We start from the raw sequence: 16,593 nt of genomic DNA on the forward strand, positions 1-16,593 counted from the left end.
ACAACGACCGCCGGCAACCCACACGGGCACCGGCGGCACCGCCGTACAACGGCTGATGAGGTAACCCTGACAATGTTGAGTTTTATTGCCCGGCGCCTGGGCCTGCTGATACCGACGTTTTTCGGCATCACCTTGCTCACCTTCGCGCTCATACGCCTGATCCCCGGCGACCCGGTGGAAGTGATGATGGGCGAGCGCAGAGTCGACCCCGAAATGCATGCCCAGGCCATGGAGCGCCTGGGCCTGAACAAGCCACTGCCCGCTCAGTACCTGGATTACGTGGGCAAGCTCGCCCAGGGGGACCTTGGCGAGTCGCTGCGCACCCGTGAAAGCGTATGGCGCGAGTTCCTCACCCTGTTCCCCGCCACCCTGGAGCTGGCCTTCGCCGCGCTGCTGTTCGCCGGCATCGTTGGCCTGCTGGCCGGCGTGATCGCTGCGCTCAAGCGGGGCTCGCTGTTCGATCACGGGGTCATGGGTATCTCCCTGGCCGGCTATTCGATGCCGATTTTCTGGTGGGGCCTGATCCTGATCATGTTCTTCTCGGTGAGCCTGGGCTGGACGCCGGTCTCCGGGCGTATCGACCTGCTGTACGACATCGAGCCGAAAACCGGCTTCATGCTCATCGACACCCTGCTCAGTGACGAAGAAGGCGCGTTCAAGGATGCGGTGATGCACCTGATCCTGCCAGCCATCGTCCTCGGCACCATCCCCTTGGCGGTGATCGCCCGCATGACCCGCTCGTCCATGCTCGAAGTGCTGCGCGAAGACTACATCCGCACCGCGCGCGCCAAAGGCCTGTCGCCAGCCCGGGTGGTGTTCGTGCACGGCCTGCGCAATGCGCTGATCCCGGTGCTGACCGTGTTCGGCCTGCAGGTGGGCACGCTGCTGGCCGGTGCGGTGCTGACCGAAACCATCTTTTCCTGGCCGGGCATCGGCAAGTGGCTGATCGAAGCCATCGGCGCCCGTGACTATCCCGTGGTCCAGAACGGCATCTTGTTGATCGCCTGCCTGGTGATCCTGGTCAACTTCGTCGTGGACATCCTCTACGGCCTGGCCAACCCACGCATCCGTCATCAGCGCTGAGGCCTTCGTCATGACTAGCCCGATTCCCAATTCCGTGACACCGGCCAGCCCGGTGGACCAAAGCTTGCTCTACCCCTCGCCCTACAAAGAATTCTGGCATGCCTTCTCGCGCAACAAAGGTGCGGTGATGGGCCTGGCCTTCATGTGTGTGGTGGTGTTCTGCGCACTGTTCGCCCCATGGGTAGCGCCGCATGACCCGAGCGAACAGTACCGTGACTTCCTGCTGACCCCGCCGGTATGGCTCGAAGGTGGTACCTGGCAATTTATCCTCGGCACCGACGAACTGGGCCGTGACATGCTCTCGCGGCTGATCCAGGGCGCCCGGCTGTCGTTGCTGATCGGCCTGTCGTCGGTGGTGATGTCGCTGATCCCGGGCATCCTGCTGGGCCTGTTTGCCGGCTTCTTCCCGCGCTTGCTCGGCCCGTCGATCATGCGCCTGATGGACGTGATGCTGGCCCTGCCGTCGCTGCTGCTGGCCGTGGCGATCGTCGCCATCCTCGGCCCTGGCCTGATCAACACCGTGATCGCCATCGCCATCGTCTCGCTGCCGTCCTACGTGCGCCTGACCCGTGCTGCCGTGATGGGCGAACTGAACCGCGACTACGTGACCGCCGCGCGCCTGGCTGGCGCAGGGTTGCCACGGCTGATGTTCGTCACCGTGCTGCCCAACTGCATGGCGCCGCTGATCGTGCAGGCGACCTTGAGCTTTTCCTCGGCCATCCTTGACGCCGCTGCGCTGGGCTTCCTGGGCCTGGGTGTACAACCCCCGACCCCGGAGTGGGGCACCATGCTGGCTTCGGCCCGGGACTACATCGAGCGCGCCTGGTGGGTCGTGAGCCTGCCTGGCCTGACCATCCTGCTCAGTGTGCTGGCAATCAACCTGATGGGCGACGGCCTGCGCGATGCGCTGGATCCGAAACTCAAGAACGCCGCCTGAGGAGAACGCCATGCCACTTTTACAGATCGACAACCTCAACGTGCGCTTCGGCGATGCCAATGCGGTGCCCGTGGTGGACGGCCTTGACCTGATGGTCGACGCCGGCGAAATCCTGGCGATCGTCGGTGAGTCCGGCTCGGGCAAATCGGTCACCATGATGGCCCTGATGGGCCTGATCGAGGCCCCCGGGCGCATCACCGCCGACGCCCTGGCATTCGACGGCACCGACATGCTCAAGCTCAGCGGCCGTCAGCGGCGCAAGGTGGTGGGCAAGGACATCGCCATGGTCTTCCAGGACCCGATGACCGCGCTTAACCCCAGCTACACCGTAGGCTTCCAGATCGAGGAAGTGCTGCGACAGCACCTGGGCCTGAAGGGCAAGGCTGCGCGCCAGCGTGCGCTGGAGCTTTTGAAGAAGGTCGAGATCCCGGCCGCCGAAAGCCGCCTGGACGCTTACCCGCACCAACTGTCCGGTGGCATGAGCCAGCGGGTGGCGATTGCCATGGCCATTGCCGGCGAGCCGAAGCTGCTGATCGCCGACGAGCCGACCACGGCGCTGGACGTGACCATCCAGGCGCAGATCATGGAACTGCTGGTCAACCTGCAGCAAGAGCGCAACATGGCGCTCATCCTGATCACCCATGACCTGGCCGTGGTCGCCGAAACCGCCAAGCGCGTCTGCGTCATGTACGCCGGCCAAGCCGTGGAAGTGGGCCAGGTGCCTGAGCTGTTCGACGTGCCCGCGCACCCGTACAGCGAAGCGCTGCTGGCGGCGATCCCTGAACACAGCATCGGCGCCGAACGCCTGGCCACGCTGCCCGGCATCGTCCCCGGCCGTTACGACCGCCCGGCCGGCTGCCTGCTGTCGCCACGCTGCCCATACGTGCAGGACAACTGCCGGCGCCAACGCCCGCCCCTTGACCCTCAGGCCCATAGCCTGGTGCGTTGCTTCTACCCGCTGAACCAGGAGGTGGCGTGATGAGCGTCGTTCTAACCGCTCGGGAGCTGACCCGGCATTACGAAGTGTCCCGCGGGCTGTTCAAAGGCCACGCCCTGGTACGCGCACTCAATGGCGTGTCATTCGAACTGGAAGCCGGCAAGACGCTGGCCGTGGTGGGTGAGTCCGGTTGTGGCAAGTCCACGCTGGCGCGCGCACTGACATTGATCGAAGAGCCCTCCTCCGGCTCGTTGCAGATCGACGGCACCGAGGTCAAAGGTGCCAGCAAAAGCGAGCGAAAGCAGCTACGCCGCGACGTCCAGATGGTGTTCCAGAGCCCCTATGCCTCGCTCAACCCTCGGCAGAAAATCGGCGATCAGTTGGCCGAGCCGCTGCTGATCAACACCTCGTTGAGCAAGGCCGAGCGCCGCGAAAAAGTGCAGAAGATGATGGAGCAGGTGGGCTTGCGGCCTGAGCACTACCAGCGCTACCCGCACATGTTCTCGGGCGGCCAGCGCCAGCGCATCGCCCTGGCCCGGGCGATGATGCTGCAACCCAAGGTGCTGGTGGCCGACGAACCGACCTCTGCGCTGGACGTATCGATCCAGGCGCAGGTGTTGAACTTGTTCATGGACCTGCAGAAGGAGTTCAACACCGCCTACGTCTTCATCTCGCACAACCTGGCGGTGGTGCGGCATGTGGCGGACCAGGTGCTGGTGATGTACCTGGGGCGGCCGGCAGAGATGGGGCCGAAGGAAGATATCTACGAAAAGCCGCTGCACCCGTATACCCAGGCACTGCTTTCCGCGACACCGGCGATTCACCCGGACCCGTTGAAGCCGAAGATCCGCATTGCCGGTGAGCTGCCCAATCCGCTCAATCCTCCGGATGGGTGCGCATTTCACAAACGCTGCCCGTATGCGACCGAGCGATGTGGCAAGGAAGAGCCAGCGTTTCGGCAGGTGGGGAGCCGGCAGGTGGCGTGTCATTATGCCGAGCAGTTTCTTTAACCGTTAGAAAACTGGGTAGCCATCACTGCGGAAAACAGCAGTTGGTGCGCTGCCCAGTCATGTTTCCTGACAGGAGGTTGCGCCGGGATAGCATTCAAGAAACTCTGGAGCGAATGATGACATATTACATACAACTAACTTGGTATTTCCCTGCATCTACATGCCTACAGCTAAAAAAAACGCCACGGGTACAGCCACCAACAAACATGCATTTTTGTATACCACAAAGTGTCACCCAAACAGATGCAGAAGCAGAGCCCCTGACAACACTAAGCTAACACCAGCGATCTGGATGCCTGACAGCCGCTCGCGAAAAAAATGCACCCTAGAATCGCGGCAATACCACCCGACAAAGTGCTGATGACGGTGACGACGGAAACCGAGCCATTCAGAGCCCCAAAAGAAAACGCTGAAAACCCTCCCAAGTTAAAAAGACTGGCCCCACACAGTGAGCCATAGGTTTTCAGCATTATGGTCGTATGGTCCCGCAGGAACTTGACGGCTTCGGGGATCAGGAACATGACCCCTACTGCGTACCCTAGCGCCAGCATGTTCACCGGCCCCAGCGCCGGCAAGGCGAATTTCCCCTGAATCCAAAAGCTGATCCCGTAAAGCATGGCCGCCAACAAGGCAAACCACACAGACATCGTGCTGGTGACCTTCCGATCGAAGCTGCTGCCGTTATCGCTGCGGCAAGCCAACAGCACGCCGAAAAAGCAGATAAGGATACCGACCACCTGCCAGGCTGAGAGGGCGTCGCCACTCAACCAAGCCAGTAGCGTCGTAAAAACACCATACGAAGTGACCAGAGGCGCCACGACTGCTGTCTTGCCGATAGCGAAAGCTTTCGAAAGCGCCAGCGCACCTACTACGGTGCATAGAGAGGCGACAATTCCTAACCCGATAGCATGCCAAGGCGCAAATAAGAGCTTTTGCCACTGATCGACTGAAATGGCGATAATGATCACCATCAATATAAAACCTAGCAACTGACCGAAAAATACCGCCCGCTTCACTCCGACCGCTCTTGCATTCACGCCGACCAAGAAGTCGGTCGCTCCCCAGAACACCGCAGCCAGCAACCCCATGAATACGTCCATAGTAATGGCCCTTGAATAAGGAACAAAAAATTATCACGGGGAAAAATCTAAAATCAAGCAATAATATCCGGTAACTTTTCCGTAGGAAGTGCCTTACAAGTAGTGTTAATTGTTATGTTTCACCCACCGCATAGAGAAGCGCAGTAAATCCCATACGTCACCTGCGCTATAGCACATAGAAACAAAAAATCTCAAACTTACCCATCCACATTAGGCTTCTTATCTCACTACGATCCGAACATCCCCCAACCAGCATGGACATCAGGAATGAAGCAAGTGCCAGTTGCAGATAAACCACATTCATAAAAATCAAAAGGTTTGCCGTGCAAAACCCAAAGTGCTGGTGGCCGACGAACCGACTTCTGCGTTGGACGTATCGATCCAGGCGCAGGTGTTGACTTGTTCATGGACCTTCAGAAGGAATTCGACACCGCTTACGTATTCATTTCGCACAACCTGGCGGTGGTGCGGCATGTGGCGGGCCAGGGGTTGGTGATGTACCTGGGGCGGGCGACAGGTGGCGTGTCACTATGCCGAGCAGTTTCTTTAAACGCGCTTAACCTCCATCGCCGCAAGCCAGCTCCAGATAGTGCACTGCTTCTTCAACAGCGCTGGACCTGGAGCTGGCTTGCCGGCGATGGGCCGCACTGCGGCCCCTAATGCCTCAATGCATGAATATCGCGATCAGAATGATCACCGGAATCGGTACCCCAAGCATCCACAGCAGTATCGAGCGCATAGTGATTCTCCTTGTTTAACGTTGAACGGTGCGGTGTGGAACGTAGTCGCCCTCAACCCACTGCACCCGGTCACGCAGACGACCGCCATACAAGGCAGCCAAGCTGGCGAAGAAGGCCCCACACAGCAACGCGACGAAGGTCCACAGCGCTGTCCAGGCAGCGACCTTGGCAGCGGTGTCGGCTGCTTGTTTGGCATCGGTCTTCAGTTGTTGTACCTGGGCCATCACCTGGTCCACGCGCGCTTCAGCTTCGGCCTGGCTCAGGCGGGTACGCTGTGCGACCAACTGCGCCAGGTAGGCGCGGTCCTCGGAGGGCAACGCACCGTCTCCTGCAATACCCTTAGCCAGAATGCGTGCCGCTACGCCATTCGCAGCATCCTCGCTGACCGGCGCCGGACCGTCGCCACGGAACAGGCTATCGACGAAGTAGCCCATCGAGTCATTGTCACTACTGGTGGCCGACGAAGCACCTGCGGCGGCAGATACGGTGGCCGCCTGGGAAGCCGCACTGGCACCTGCGCCCACCAGGTTACCGGCAGCACCCAGTATCAGCATCGCTGCTACCAAAGTGGCCACCGCCCAGGATAGGAAGCCATGGGCGGTATCACGGAAGTACACTTCATCGCCGTGCAAGTTTGCCCACTTCACACGCAGCCGACCCGCGATGTAACCGCCGAGGCCTGAAGCAATGATCTGGGTCACCAGCAGCCAGACGATGGTCGAAACGCCCAGCGCTTTTGCACTCGCGCCTTCGTCAGCCCACGGCGAGGTGGCCGCAAAGCCAAGGCCAGCGCCCAGTACCACAAGTATCAGGGACACCGACGCAGCGGCGGCCGCGCCAGCGAAGATCGCCGCCCAGGAAACACCAGAGCGGCTTTGCGTATCTACAACGGGATAGTCGGCAGGGGTGATCATGATGTGTGCGCCTTTATGTTGTTAGCGAAAATTCCATTCGCGCATTAACCATTGCAGCGGCTGTGCCAGTTGTGTCAAAAAATGACATGTAGCCAAATCAATGGCTTAGCTCAAGCGCGCGTCCTAGGACCGTGCAAAACACCCGAATCGAGGCACGCGACTCAGGGTTTATGCAACGCTCGCGAAGACCGGCCACACGCATTCCAGGGCCCACAGGCTTGCCTGCTTGCCCCCTCCCCGGCACTATCGCCCCATGACCCCAATCCTCCTTGCCGACGGCCCTGAGCAAACGCCCATCACCGCCGAAACCGTCCTGCGCTACCACCTGTGCTGGAAGCACCGCGACCTCGACGGGGTGATTGCGCTGTATCACCCGGACGTGCAGTACCACGACTTTTTCCAGAACCGCGTACTCGGTTACGACGCGTTGCGTGACTACGTCCGCGCCAGCCTGCCCCACGAGGCTGGCGAGGACATCGTCCATGGTGACCGCATCCGCGTAGACGGCAGCACGGCATTCATCCAGTACCAGGTCACGGTGCAGGGCGGTGAAGGCTTGGTGGCCTTTCAGTCCAGCGAAGCGATCACGGTCAAGGACGGGCTGATCTGGCGGGTCAACGAGTACGCCACCCTGGTGCGCCATGGCAACACTGCCACGGTCAGCCATGGCCCGCGCCCGGCGACCAGCCGCCTGGGCCTGTCACCGCGGCAGCTGTCGACCATGGCCCAGGACCTGGAGCACTACTTCCAGCGCCAGCGCCCCTACCTTGACCCAGACCTGGACCTGCAACAGGTCGCCGACGCCAGCGGCTACAGCCGCAACCAGATCTCCTACCTGCTCAACCAGGTGCTGGGGCAAAGCTTCTACCGCTACGTCAACCAGGCCCGGCTGCAGCACCTGATGGCCAGCCTGGATGACGCAAGCGTCGAGGCGCCGATCGACGACCTGGCGTTCAGCGCGGGCTTCAACTCCCTGTCGGCGTTCTACAAGTGCTTCCGCGAACATACCGGGCTTACGCCCAAGGCCTATCTGAAGCAAATTTCCCTGCGTGCACGCACGTAAGACAGCCATCCCCCAACGCCACTAGGATCGCCCACAGACCTTGACGGATGTGGAGCCGAACCCGATGCAACCTTTGCGCACGCTCAGCCTGTGGATGGACCAGCTCGAAGAGCCGCTGTGCGCCCGCCCCGCCCTGCGCGAAGACCTCGACGTCGATGTGTGCATCATCGGCGCGGGCTACACCGGGCTGTGGACCGCCTACTACCTCAAGCGCCAGGCGCCACAGCTGAACATCGCCGTGATCGAGGCCAACATTGCCGGCTTTGGCGCCTCTGGGCGTAATGGCGGCTGGCTGATGGGCAACATGCTCGGTGAAGACCGCCTGCTTGCCACCCTGTCGCCGCAACAACGCCGCGCCAGCATCGACCTGCTGCATGGCATCCCCGACGAAGTCCACAGCGTGCTGCAACGCGAAGGCATCGATTGCGACTACCGCAAAGGCGGCGTGCTGTACTGTGCGGCGCGCTACCCGGAACAGGAGCGCAGCCTGCGTGCGTACCTCGATGACCTTTACCGCCAAGGCATGACCGAGGATGACTACCGCTGGCTGCGCCCCGAGCAACTGGACCTACAGCTGCGCGTGAGCAACGCCTACGGCGCGATCTACAGCCCGCATACCGCGACCATCCAACCGGCCAAGCTGGTGCGTGGCCTGGCCCGGGCGGTGGAAGCGCTGGGCGTACCGATCTACGAAAACACCCCCGCCGTCGACTGGCAGCCCGGTGAAGTCCGTGCCCCCCTGGCGCGCATCCGTTGCCAGTGGATGGTCCCTGCTGTGGAGGGCTACGCTGCCAGCCTACCACCGCTGGGCAAGCATCAACTGCCGGTGCAGAGCCTGCTGGTGGCCACCGAGCCCTTGCCCGAATCGACCTGGGAGCAGATCGGCCTGTCCCAGGGCCAGGCCTTCAGCGAAAGCAGCCGCCAGGTCACCTACGGCCAGCGTACCGCCGACAACCGCCTGGTATTCGGCGCCCGCGGTGGCTACCGCTTCGGTGGCAGGCTGCGTGAAGACTTCACCCTGACTGAGGCCGAAGTCGAACTGCGCCGCTACCTGTTCAGCGAGCTGTTCCCACAACTCAAGCATGTGCGTATCACCCATTCGTGGGGTGGCAACCTGGGCATGGCCCGGCGCTTCCGCCCGCACATGCTGTGTGACCGCCAGCGCGGCATTGCCCTGTCCGGCGGCTATGGCGGAGAAGGTGTCGGCGCCACCAACCTCGGTGGGCGCACCTTGGCCGCGCTGATCCTCAACCAGCACAACGAGCTGACCGCACAACCCTGGGTACTCGACAACCGCCCGCTGTCGAGCCTGGCCAGCTGGCCGCCCGAACCCTGCCGCTGGCTGGGCTACAACGCGATCATCCAGAGCTTCGTGCATGAAGACCGAACCCTCGCCAACCCCGCCACAGTGCCATGGCGGCGGCGCCTGGCCAGCTCGCTGGCGGACTTCATGGAAGGCTTCATGCGCTGACTTTCCTTTCAACCACACAGGATCCAACGGTAATGAGCATCACCCAGTTCAAACACACCGAAAGCGCCGTGCTGGACAGTTCCAACCCGGTTGCGGTGCCGCTTGGCGACCCCGTGGCAGTGACCTCGGTCACCTGCGTGGAGCGCAGCGATGGCGTGGAAACCGGCATCTGGGAATGCACGCCCGGGCGCTGGCGGCGGCAGATCGCGCAACAGGAGTTCTGCCACTTCATCAAGGGCCGCTGCACGTTCACCCCCGACGGCGGCCAACCCCTTCACATAGAAGCCGGAGACGCACTGATGCTACCGGCCAACAGCATGGGCATCTGGGATATCCAGGAAACCGTGCGCAAGACCTACGTACTCATCTTCTGATCCGCTGATCGCCTGCCTTCGAAAACAACAGACAAAGCAAGGTACTCCCGACATGCGCACCCTCCTCCTCGCTCCACTGATGCTGGCCGCCAGCGTGGCCAATGCCGCCGACTCGGTAAAAATCTACAACTGGTCCAGCTACGTGGCCCCCGACACCTTGCAGAAATTCCAGCAAACCACCGGCATCACCCCGACCTACGACGTGTACGACAGCAACGAAACCCTCGACGGCAAGCTGATGACCGGTAACTCAGGCTACGACGTGGTGTTTCCCTCCAACCACTTCATGGCCCGACAGATTCAGGGCAAGGCGCTGAAGAAGCTGGACAAGTCGCAGCTCCCCGACTGGAAAAACCTCAACCCGGTGCTGCTCAAGGCGCTGGAGGTCAACGACCCTGGCAACCAGTACGGTTTTCCATACCTGTGGGGCAGTACCGGGATCGGCTACAACATCGACAAGGTCAAAGCCGTGCTCGGTGACAACGCCCCGGTGGATTCGTGGGACCTGATCTTCAAGCCCGAGTACATGAGCAAGCTCAAGAGCTGTGGGGTTGCCGTGCTCGACAACGGCCCTGAACTGCTACCCATCGCCCTGCACTACCTGGGGCTGCCGCACCACAGCAAAGACCCGAAGGACTACCAGAAGGCCAAGGACCTGCTGATGACGGTGCGCCCGTACATCAGCTACTTCCATTCTTCCAAGTACACCGGTGACCTGGCCAATGGCGATATCTGCGTGGTTGTAGGGTTCTCGGGTGATGTGCTGCAGGCGAAGAACCGCGCCGATGAAGCCAAGAATGGGGTGAAGGTCGGCTACTCGATCCCCAAGGAGGGCGCGCCGATGTGGTTCGACATGGTTGCCATGCCAGCCGATGCACCGGATGAGAAGGCGGGCTATGCCTACATGAATTACCTGTTGCAGCCGCAGGTGATGGCCAACATCAGTAACCATGTGCAGTACGCCAACGGCAACCTCAAGGCCGACGCCCTGGTGGACCCGAGCCTCAAGGGCAATACCATGATTTATCCGAGCGAAGAGATGATGGGCAAGCTGTACGCGCTGGAGGCGATGCCGGCAAAGATCGACCGCATTCGTACGCGGATCTGGACCAGCATCAAGGCCGGGAACTGACGGCAGCGGCAAGCTGCAAGCTGCAAGCGGCAAGCGGCAAGCGGCAAGCGGCAAGCGGCAAGCGGCAAGCTGCAAGCTGCAAGCTGCAAGCTGCAAGCTGCAAGCTGCAAGCTGCAAGCTACAAGCTGCAAGCTGCAAGCTGCAAGCTGCAAGCGGCAAGAAAAGCGGGCCAACGCAGGCTCGCTTCCTCTTGCAGCTTGAAGCTTGAAGCTTGCCGCTGCCCTTAGTGGTGCTCGCGAGTGGCGCGGAACTTGACGTCCGGCCAGCGTTCTTCCATCAGCGACAGGTTGACCCGGGTCGGGGCCAGGTAGGTCAGGTGACCGCCACCGTCGATCGCCAGGTTTTCCATGGCCTTGACCTGGAAGTCTTCGAGCTTCTTCTTGTCGTCGCAGCTGATCCAGCGTGCCGACCACACGGTGATAGGCTCGTAGGCGCACTCGACCTTGTACTCTTCCTTCAGGCGGCTGGCGACCACGTCGAACTGCAGCACACCCACCGCACCGAGGATGATGTCGTTGCTGCGCTCAGGGAAGAACACCTGGGTCGCACCTTCTTCGGCCAGCTGTTGCAGGCCCTGGCGCAGCTGCTTGGATTTCAGCGGGTCCTTCAGGCGCACGCGGCGGAACAGTTCCGGGGCGAAGTGCGGGATACCGGTGAAGCCCAGCGCCTCGCCTTCGCTGAAGGTGTCGCCGATCTGGATGGTGCCATGGTTGTGCAAGCCGATGATGTCGCCGGCATAGGCTTCTTCGAGCTGCTCGCGCTCGGACGAGAAGAAGGTCAGCGCGTCACCGATACGCAAGTCCTTGCCGGTACGCACGTGACGCATCTTCATGCCCTTCTCGTACTTGCCCGAGCAAATGCGCATGAAGGCGATACGGTCGCGGTGTTTCGGGTCCATGTTCGCCTGGATCTTGAACACGAAGCCGGTGAACTTCTCCTCGACCGGCTCCACGGTACGCTCGTGGGCTACGCGGGCCAGCGGGCGCGGCGCCCAGTCGACAACGGCGTCAAGTACATGGTCGACACCGAAGTTACCCAGTGCGGTACCGAAGAACACCGGCGTCAGCTGGCCATTGATGAACTCGTCCTGATCGAACTCATGGCAGGCGCCCTGCACCAACTCGAGCTGCTCGAGGAAGCGGTCATACTCGTCACCCAGATGAGCACGGGCTTCATCAGAGTCGAGTTTCTCGATGATCTTCGCCTCGGTACGCTCATGGCCGTGGCCCGGGGTGTAGACAATGATGTAGTCGCCGGCAAGGTGGTACACACCCTTGAAGTCGCGATAGCAACCGATCGGCCAGGTGATCGGCGCCGCCTTGATCTTCAGTACCGCTTCGATCTCGTCGAGCAGTTCGATCGGGTCGCGGATGTCACGGTCGAGTTTGTTGATGAAGCTGACGATGGGCGTGTCGCGCAGGCGGCAGACATCCATCAGGGCGATGGTCCGCGGCTCTACACCTTTACCGCCGTCGAGCACCATCAGCGCCGAGTCCACCGCAGTCAGCGTGCGGTAGGTGTCTTCCGAGAAGTCTTCGTGGCCGGGGGTGTCGAGCAGGTTGATCATGTGCTCGCGGTACGGGAACTGCATCACCGAGGTGGTGATGGAAATACCGCGCTGCTTCTCCATTTCCATCCAGTCGGAGGTGGCGTGGCGGTCGGACTTGCGCGACTTCACGGTACCGGCGACGGCAATGGCCTTGCCCATCAGCAGGAGTTTCTCGGTGATGGTGGTCTTACCGGCGTCGGGGTGGGAAATGATTGCGAAAGTGCGGCGCTTCGCGACTTCGGCGGCCTGGTTGGTCATGGGAAATCGCCTGACTGGGGGATTCAAAAAGGGGCGATATCATACCTGATGTTGGGCAGGGACCAAAATCTGATCCCCGCCGTTGGTCAACGATGCTCGATCGGGCGCGATTCGCCTGCTGGTCAGAAAAGTTATCCAGCGTCACAGGTGGGGCTGATAGCAGGTAAACCAACGCCTTTAGGCAAGATTCACGTTGTTTTTTAGTACGAAAAAACACTCGCCCCAGTGATTAACACTGGCCAAATGCCGCCCCAGATGGGAACCTTTACGCCCTCGGAGACGTCCACTCCCCTGCAACCCGCTTCGCTTGGGGACTGGTTTGATCAGCATTTTCGGGCCCGACGGGGTTCGGCTCATGGTCTGATTGCTGCCTTGCGCAAGCGTCACGCTGCTAATCGCGAACACACCACTCGCCGCCAGCCATGGCCGGCCATAAAAAGAGTGTGCTCGCCGACAACACAAGGAGTCCACCTGTGGCTACACGCTACGGAAAAGGGCTGTTGGGATGGGCCGCCGTGCTCGTCATCCTGGCCCTGCTGATCCACTGGATCGGCATCGACACGATCGCGCGTTATCGCGACGATCTTGGGTTCTACCTGCAAGCGCACCTGGTATTGGTGCTGGCTTCGATGGCGGCGGCGTTGGCCGTGGGCATCCCCGCCGGCATTGCCTTGAGTCGACCGCACCGGGTCGACAAAGCCGAGCGCTTCATGCAGTTCTTCAACGTTGGCAACACCATTCCCCCTCTGGCCGTTCTGGCCATCGCGCTCAGTGTCCTGGGCATCGGCGCCGGGCCGGCAATCTTCGCGCTGTTCCTCGCCTCCCTCCTGCCAATCGTACGCAACACCTACGAAGGCCTGAAAAACGTCCCCGCCTCGCTCAAGGAAGCCGCCACCGGCATCGGCATGACCCCGCGCCAGCGACTCTGGCAAGTGGAACTGCCCAATGCGGTACCGATCATCGTCGGTGGAGTGCGCGTGGCTCTGGCGCTGAACGTGGGCACTGCGCCCCTGGCGTTCCTGATCGGTGCCAACAGCCTCGGCAGCCTGATCTTCCCCGGCATTGCCCTGAACAACCAGCCACAGCTGCTGCTGGGCGCGGCCTGCACGGCGTTGCTGGCCCTGGCGCTGGATGCCGCGGTGAGTTTCTCCAGCAAGCGCTGGCTGGAACGTGGCCTGGCCCAATAAAAAGAGGGAACGTATGAAGAAGAGAATCGCCTTGCTACTGGGCGCGGCCCTGCTGTTCGCAGGCTTTGCCCAGGCGGCGGAAAAACCCGTGGTGCGCATCGGCGCACGGGTGTTCACCGAACAGACCGTACTCGCCGAAATCACCGCCCAATACCTGCGCGCCAATGGCTTCGATGTGCGCGTCACCGGCGGCCTTGGCAGCAGCCTCGCGCGCCAGGCCCAGGAGACTGGCCAGCTGGACTTGATGTGGGAGTACACCGGCGTGTCGCTGGTGTCCTACAACCACATCGAGGAGCGCATGCCCAGTGCCGAAGCCACCTACGCCAAGGTCAAGGCGCTGGACGCCAAGAAAGACCTGATCTGGCTGACCCCGACCAAGTTCAGCAACACCTACGCCCTGGGCCTGCCTGAACAGGTCGCTGAGGCCTACCCACAAATCAACACGATCAGTGACCTCAATCAGGTGCTGCGCGACGAACGCGAGCGCAACCACCTGATCGCCCTGGACACCGAGTTCGCCAACCGCCCCGACGGCTTGGTCGGCCTGAAGGAGATGTACGACCTGCAAGTCGGCCGTGCCAACATCAGGCAGATGGATGCCGGCCTGGTCTATACCGCCATGCACAACAACCAGGTGTTCGCAGGCCTGGTCTACACCACGGACGGCCGCCTGAGTGCGTTCAACCTCAAGCTGCTGGAAGACGACAAGCACTACTTCCCCGACTACACCGCAGCCCCGGTGGTGCGCAAGGCCGTGCTCGACGCCAACCCGCAACTGGTCGCCCTGCTCAAGCCACTGGCCGAGCAGCTCGATGACCAGACCATGCGCCAGCTCAATGCCAAGGTCGACGTCGAACACCAGAGCCCGACGGCCGTGGCGGCAGCATTCCTGCGTGAGCACCCACTCAAGGAGGTGCAGCCATGAGCCTGCTCGATACGTTCGCCCACCTCGACTGGGCCCTGGTGCTGCAACTGACCTGGCAGCACATCATGCTGGTCGGCATTGCCGTTGGCCTGGCAATCCTGGTCGGCGTGCCGCTGGGCATCCTGATGACCCGCTTCCCGGTGGTGGCCGGCCCACTGCAGGCCAGTGCCACAGTGCTGCTGACCATCCCGTCGATTGCCCTGTTCGGCCTGCTGCTGCCGTTCTACTCCAAGTTCGGCCAGGGCCTGGGGCCATTGCCTGCGATCACCGCGGTGTTCCTTTATTCACTGCTGCCCATCCTGCGCAACACCTACCTGGCCCTGACCAACGTCGAGCCCGGCATCCGTGAAGCCGCACGCGGTATCGGCATGACCTTCGGCCAGCGCCTGCGCATGGTCGAGCTACCGATTGCCGTGCCTGTCATCCTCGCCGGCGTGCGCACTGCCGTGGTGATGAACATCGGCGTGATGACCATCGCCGCGACCATCGGTGCCGGTGGCCTGGGCGTGCTCATCCTCACCTCCATCAGCCGTAGCGACATGTCGATGCTGCTGGTTGGCGCCGTACTGGTCAGCCTGCTGGCAATCATCGCCGACCTGCTCCTGCAAACCCTGCAACGTGCCCTGACTCCAGAAGGACTGCGCTCATGATCGAACTCAAGAACCTCAGCAAAACCTTCAACGTCAACGGCAAGGACGTCAAAGCCGTCGATGCGGTCAGCCTGACCGTCAACGAAGGCGAAATCTGCGTGTTCCTCGGCCCCTCGGGCTGTGGCAAGAGCACCACGCTGAAGATGATCAACCGCCTGATCACGCCAACCTCCGGGCAGGTGTTCATCAATGGCGAAGACACCAGCGGCCTGGACGAAGTGACCTTGCGCCGCCACATCGGCTATGTGATCCAGCAGATCGGCCTGTTCCCCAACATGACCATCGAGGAAAACATCACTGTGGTCCCGCGCCTGCTCGGCTGGGACAAGCAAAAGTGCCACGACCGGGCCCGCGAGCTGATGCACATGATCAAGCTCGAGCCCAAGCAGTATCTGCAACGCTACCCGCGTGAACTGTCCGGTGGCCAGCAACAGCGCATCGGGGTGATCCGTGCGCTGGCTGCAGACGCGCCGGTGCTGTTGATGGACGAGCCGTTCGGCGCCGTCGACCCGATCAACCGCGAAATGATCCAGAACGAGTTCTTCGAGATGCAGCGGGCGCTGAACAAGACCGTGATCATGGTCAGCCACGACATCGACGAAGCGATCAAGCTGGCCGACAAGATTGCTATCTTCCGCGCCGGCAAGTTGCTGCAGCTGGACCACCCGGACACCTTGCTGGCCCACCCGGTCGATGACTTCGTCAGCAACTTCGTGGGCCAGGACAGCACCTTGAAACGCCTGTTGCTGGTGCGCGCCGAAGATGCGGCGGACAACGCCCCTTCGGTAAGCCCACAAACGCCGGTGGGCGATGCGCTGGAGCTGCTGGACGAGCACGATCGCCGCTATGTGGTGGTCACCGATGCGCAGAACAAGGCACTGGGGTATGTACGCCGGCGCGACATGCACCGCCAGCAAGGTACCTGTGCAGACTTCCTGCGCCAGTTCAATGCAACGGCTTCGCACGATGAGCACCTGCGCATCCTGCTGTCGCGGATGTACGAGTTCAACCGCGCGTGGTTGCCGGTGCTGGATGCCGAGCAGGTGTTCCTGGGCGAGGTGACGCAGGAGTCGATCGCGGCTTACCTGAGCTCGGGGAGATCGCGCGGGGCCAAGACCAGCATCGTGTCACCGGCCGAGGCGGTGGTTTCCTGATCAACGGGGGCGCTTCGCGCCCCAATCGCCGGCAAGCCGGCCACCCTGACCGCGCAATTCTTCAGGGCTGTGCTTTACCTGTGCAAGCAACCGTCTTGCCCATTTTCTA

Annotated in this window: 14 protein-coding genes and 2 pseudogenes; 13 read left to right on the top strand and 3 right to left on the bottom strand. The window is 61.7% G+C overall.

Annotated elements, in window-relative coordinates:
* Positions 1–72: 72 nt before the first annotated feature.
* Genes ACIPZH_RS05235 through ACIPZH_RS05250 form a run of 4 tightly spaced genes read left to right on the top strand, consistent with a single transcriptional unit; the run spans position 73 to position 3,967 of the window.
* A complete protein-coding gene (locus ACIPZH_RS05235) occupies positions 73–1,083 on the top strand; it encodes an ABC transporter permease subunit (RefSeq protein WP_241804209.1) in 1,011 nt (336 codons plus the stop codon).
* A 10-nt stretch (positions 1,084–1,093) separates the two neighbouring features.
* Positions 1,094–2,020 (top strand): ABC transporter permease subunit, encoded by a 927-nt coding sequence (locus ACIPZH_RS05240; protein WP_241804208.1) that lies wholly within the window; start codon positions 1,094–1,096, stop codon positions 2,018–2,020.
* 10 nt (positions 2,021–2,030) lie between these two features.
* Positions 2,031–2,999, top strand: a complete 969-nt coding sequence (locus tag ACIPZH_RS05245; RefSeq protein WP_400635419.1) for an ABC transporter ATP-binding protein — start codon at positions 2,031–2,033, stop codon at positions 2,997–2,999.
* The gene (locus ACIPZH_RS05250; protein ID WP_039603794.1) at positions 2,999–3,967 is read left to right on the top strand and encodes a peptide ABC transporter ATP-binding protein; all 969 of its coding nucleotides are present in this window, start codon (positions 2,999–3,001) and stop codon (positions 3,965–3,967) included. Before ACIPZH_RS05245 ends, ACIPZH_RS05250 begins: the two co-directional genes overlap by 1 nt.
* A gap of 231 nt (positions 3,968–4,198) precedes the next feature.
* On the opposite strand, the pseudogene ACIPZH_RS05255 reads toward ACIPZH_RS05250, so the two are convergent.
* A pseudogene (locus ACIPZH_RS05255) lies at positions 4,199–5,067 on the bottom strand (DMT family transporter).
* Between the two features lie 328 nt (positions 5,068–5,395).
* Here ACIPZH_RS05255 and ACIPZH_RS05260 point away from each other — a divergent pair.
* Positions 5,396–5,577 (top strand): annotated as a pseudogene (locus tag ACIPZH_RS05260) (dipeptide ABC transporter ATP-binding protein); the annotation flags it as partial.
* 244 nt (positions 5,578–5,821) lie between these two features.
* Here ACIPZH_RS05260 and ACIPZH_RS05265 read toward each other — a convergent pair.
* Positions 5,822–6,721, bottom strand: coding sequence for a hypothetical protein (locus ACIPZH_RS05265; protein WP_400635420.1), 900 nt, complete (start codon positions 6,719–6,721; stop codon positions 5,822–5,824).
* Positions 6,722–6,974: 253 nt separating this feature from the next.
* Between ACIPZH_RS05265 and ACIPZH_RS05270 the strand changes: the two genes are divergently transcribed.
* The 4 genes from ACIPZH_RS05270 to ACIPZH_RS05285 all read left to right on the top strand — a co-directional run bounded on the left by ACIPZH_RS05270 (position 6,975) and on the right by ACIPZH_RS05285 (position 10,761).
* Positions 6,975–7,784, top strand: coding sequence for a helix-turn-helix domain-containing protein (locus ACIPZH_RS05270; protein ID WP_400635421.1), 810 nt, complete (start codon positions 6,975–6,977; stop codon positions 7,782–7,784).
* A gap of 64 nt (positions 7,785–7,848) precedes the next feature.
* A complete protein-coding gene (locus ACIPZH_RS05275) occupies positions 7,849–9,255 on the top strand; it encodes an FAD-binding oxidoreductase (RefSeq protein WP_241804204.1) in 1,407 nt (468 codons plus the stop codon).
* A gap of 32 nt (positions 9,256–9,287) precedes the next feature.
* Positions 9,288–9,629 (top strand): cupin domain-containing protein, encoded by a 342-nt coding sequence (locus ACIPZH_RS05280; RefSeq protein ID WP_400626091.1) that lies wholly within the window; start codon positions 9,288–9,290, stop codon positions 9,627–9,629.
* Between the two features lie 52 nt (positions 9,630–9,681).
* On the top strand, positions 9,682–10,761 hold the full coding sequence (locus tag ACIPZH_RS05285; protein WP_241804202.1) for a polyamine ABC transporter substrate-binding protein: 1,080 nt from the start codon (positions 9,682–9,684) through the stop codon (positions 10,759–10,761).
* A gap of 223 nt (positions 10,762–10,984) precedes the next feature.
* On the opposite strand, the gene ACIPZH_RS05290 is transcribed toward ACIPZH_RS05285, so the two are convergent.
* Positions 10,985–12,568, bottom strand: a complete 1,584-nt coding sequence (locus tag ACIPZH_RS05290) for a peptide chain release factor 3 (protein ID WP_400635423.1) — start codon at positions 12,566–12,568, stop codon at positions 10,985–10,987.
* A 473-nt stretch (positions 12,569–13,041) separates the two neighbouring features.
* Here ACIPZH_RS05290 and ACIPZH_RS05295 point away from each other — a divergent pair, with 473 nt between their 5' ends.
* The 4 genes from ACIPZH_RS05295 to ACIPZH_RS05310 are packed head-to-tail and all read left to right on the top strand — an operon-like array spanning position 13,042 to position 16,484.
* Complete coding sequence (locus ACIPZH_RS05295) at positions 13,042–13,755, top strand: ABC transporter permease (RefSeq protein WP_241804200.1); 714 nt, start codon at positions 13,042–13,044, stop codon at positions 13,753–13,755.
* Between the two features lie 13 nt (positions 13,756–13,768).
* Positions 13,769–14,680 carry a glycine betaine ABC transporter substrate-binding protein gene (locus ACIPZH_RS05300; RefSeq protein ID WP_241804199.1) on the top strand — a complete coding sequence of 304 codons (912 nt, stop codon included), beginning with the start codon at positions 13,769–13,771 and terminating at the stop codon, positions 14,678–14,680.
* Complete coding sequence (locus tag ACIPZH_RS05305; protein ID WP_012316120.1) at positions 14,677–15,330, top strand: ABC transporter permease; 654 nt, start codon at positions 14,677–14,679, stop codon at positions 15,328–15,330. The genes ACIPZH_RS05300 and ACIPZH_RS05305 overlap by 4 nt, the downstream gene beginning before the upstream one ends.
* A complete protein-coding gene (locus tag ACIPZH_RS05310; protein ID WP_400635425.1) occupies positions 15,327–16,484 on the top strand; it encodes a betaine/proline/choline family ABC transporter ATP-binding protein in 1,158 nt (385 codons plus the stop codon). The genes ACIPZH_RS05305 and ACIPZH_RS05310 overlap by 4 nt, the downstream gene beginning before the upstream one ends.
* Positions 16,485–16,593 lie beyond the last annotated feature (109 nt).

This window comes from Pseudomonas sp. NPDC089758, from assembly GCF_044748705.1.
Lineage (GTDB): Bacteria > Pseudomonadota > Gammaproteobacteria > Pseudomonadales > Pseudomonadaceae > Aquipseudomonas > Aquipseudomonas putida_X.

Coding starts and splice junctions, on each gene's coding strand:
- ACIPZH_RS05235 (WP_241804209.1), top strand. CDS start 73: ATGTTGAGTTTTATTGCCCGGCGCCTGGGCCTGCTGATACCGACGTTT.
- ACIPZH_RS05270 (WP_400635421.1), top strand. CDS start 6,975: ATGACCCCAATCCTCCTTGCCGACGGCCCTGAGCAAACGCCCATCACC.
- ACIPZH_RS05300 (WP_241804199.1), top strand. CDS start 13,769: ATGAAGAAGAGAATCGCCTTGCTACTGGGCGCGGCCCTGCTGTTCGCA.
- ACIPZH_RS05290 (WP_400635423.1), bottom strand. CDS start 12,568: ATGACCAACCAGGCCGCCGAAGTCGCGAAGCGCCGCACTTTCGCAATC.
- ACIPZH_RS05265 (WP_400635420.1), bottom strand. CDS start 6,721: ATGATCACCCCTGCCGACTATCCCGTTGTAGATACGCAAAGCCGCTCT.
- ACIPZH_RS05245 (WP_400635419.1), top strand. CDS start 2,031: ATGCCACTTTTACAGATCGACAACCTCAACGTGCGCTTCGGCGATGCC.
- ACIPZH_RS05285 (WP_241804202.1), top strand. CDS start 9,682: ATGCGCACCCTCCTCCTCGCTCCACTGATGCTGGCCGCCAGCGTGGCC.
- ACIPZH_RS05310 (WP_400635425.1), top strand. CDS start 15,327: ATGATCGAACTCAAGAACCTCAGCAAAACCTTCAACGTCAACGGCAAG.
- ACIPZH_RS05250 (WP_039603794.1), top strand. CDS start 2,999: ATGAGCGTCGTTCTAACCGCTCGGGAGCTGACCCGGCATTACGAAGTG.
- ACIPZH_RS05240 (WP_241804208.1), top strand. CDS start 1,094: ATGACTAGCCCGATTCCCAATTCCGTGACACCGGCCAGCCCGGTGGAC.
- ACIPZH_RS05275 (WP_241804204.1), top strand. CDS start 7,849: ATGCAACCTTTGCGCACGCTCAGCCTGTGGATGGACCAGCTCGAAGAG.
- ACIPZH_RS05280 (WP_400626091.1), top strand. CDS start 9,288: ATGAGCATCACCCAGTTCAAACACACCGAAAGCGCCGTGCTGGACAGT.
- ACIPZH_RS05305 (WP_012316120.1), top strand. CDS start 14,677: ATGAGCCTGCTCGATACGTTCGCCCACCTCGACTGGGCCCTGGTGCTG.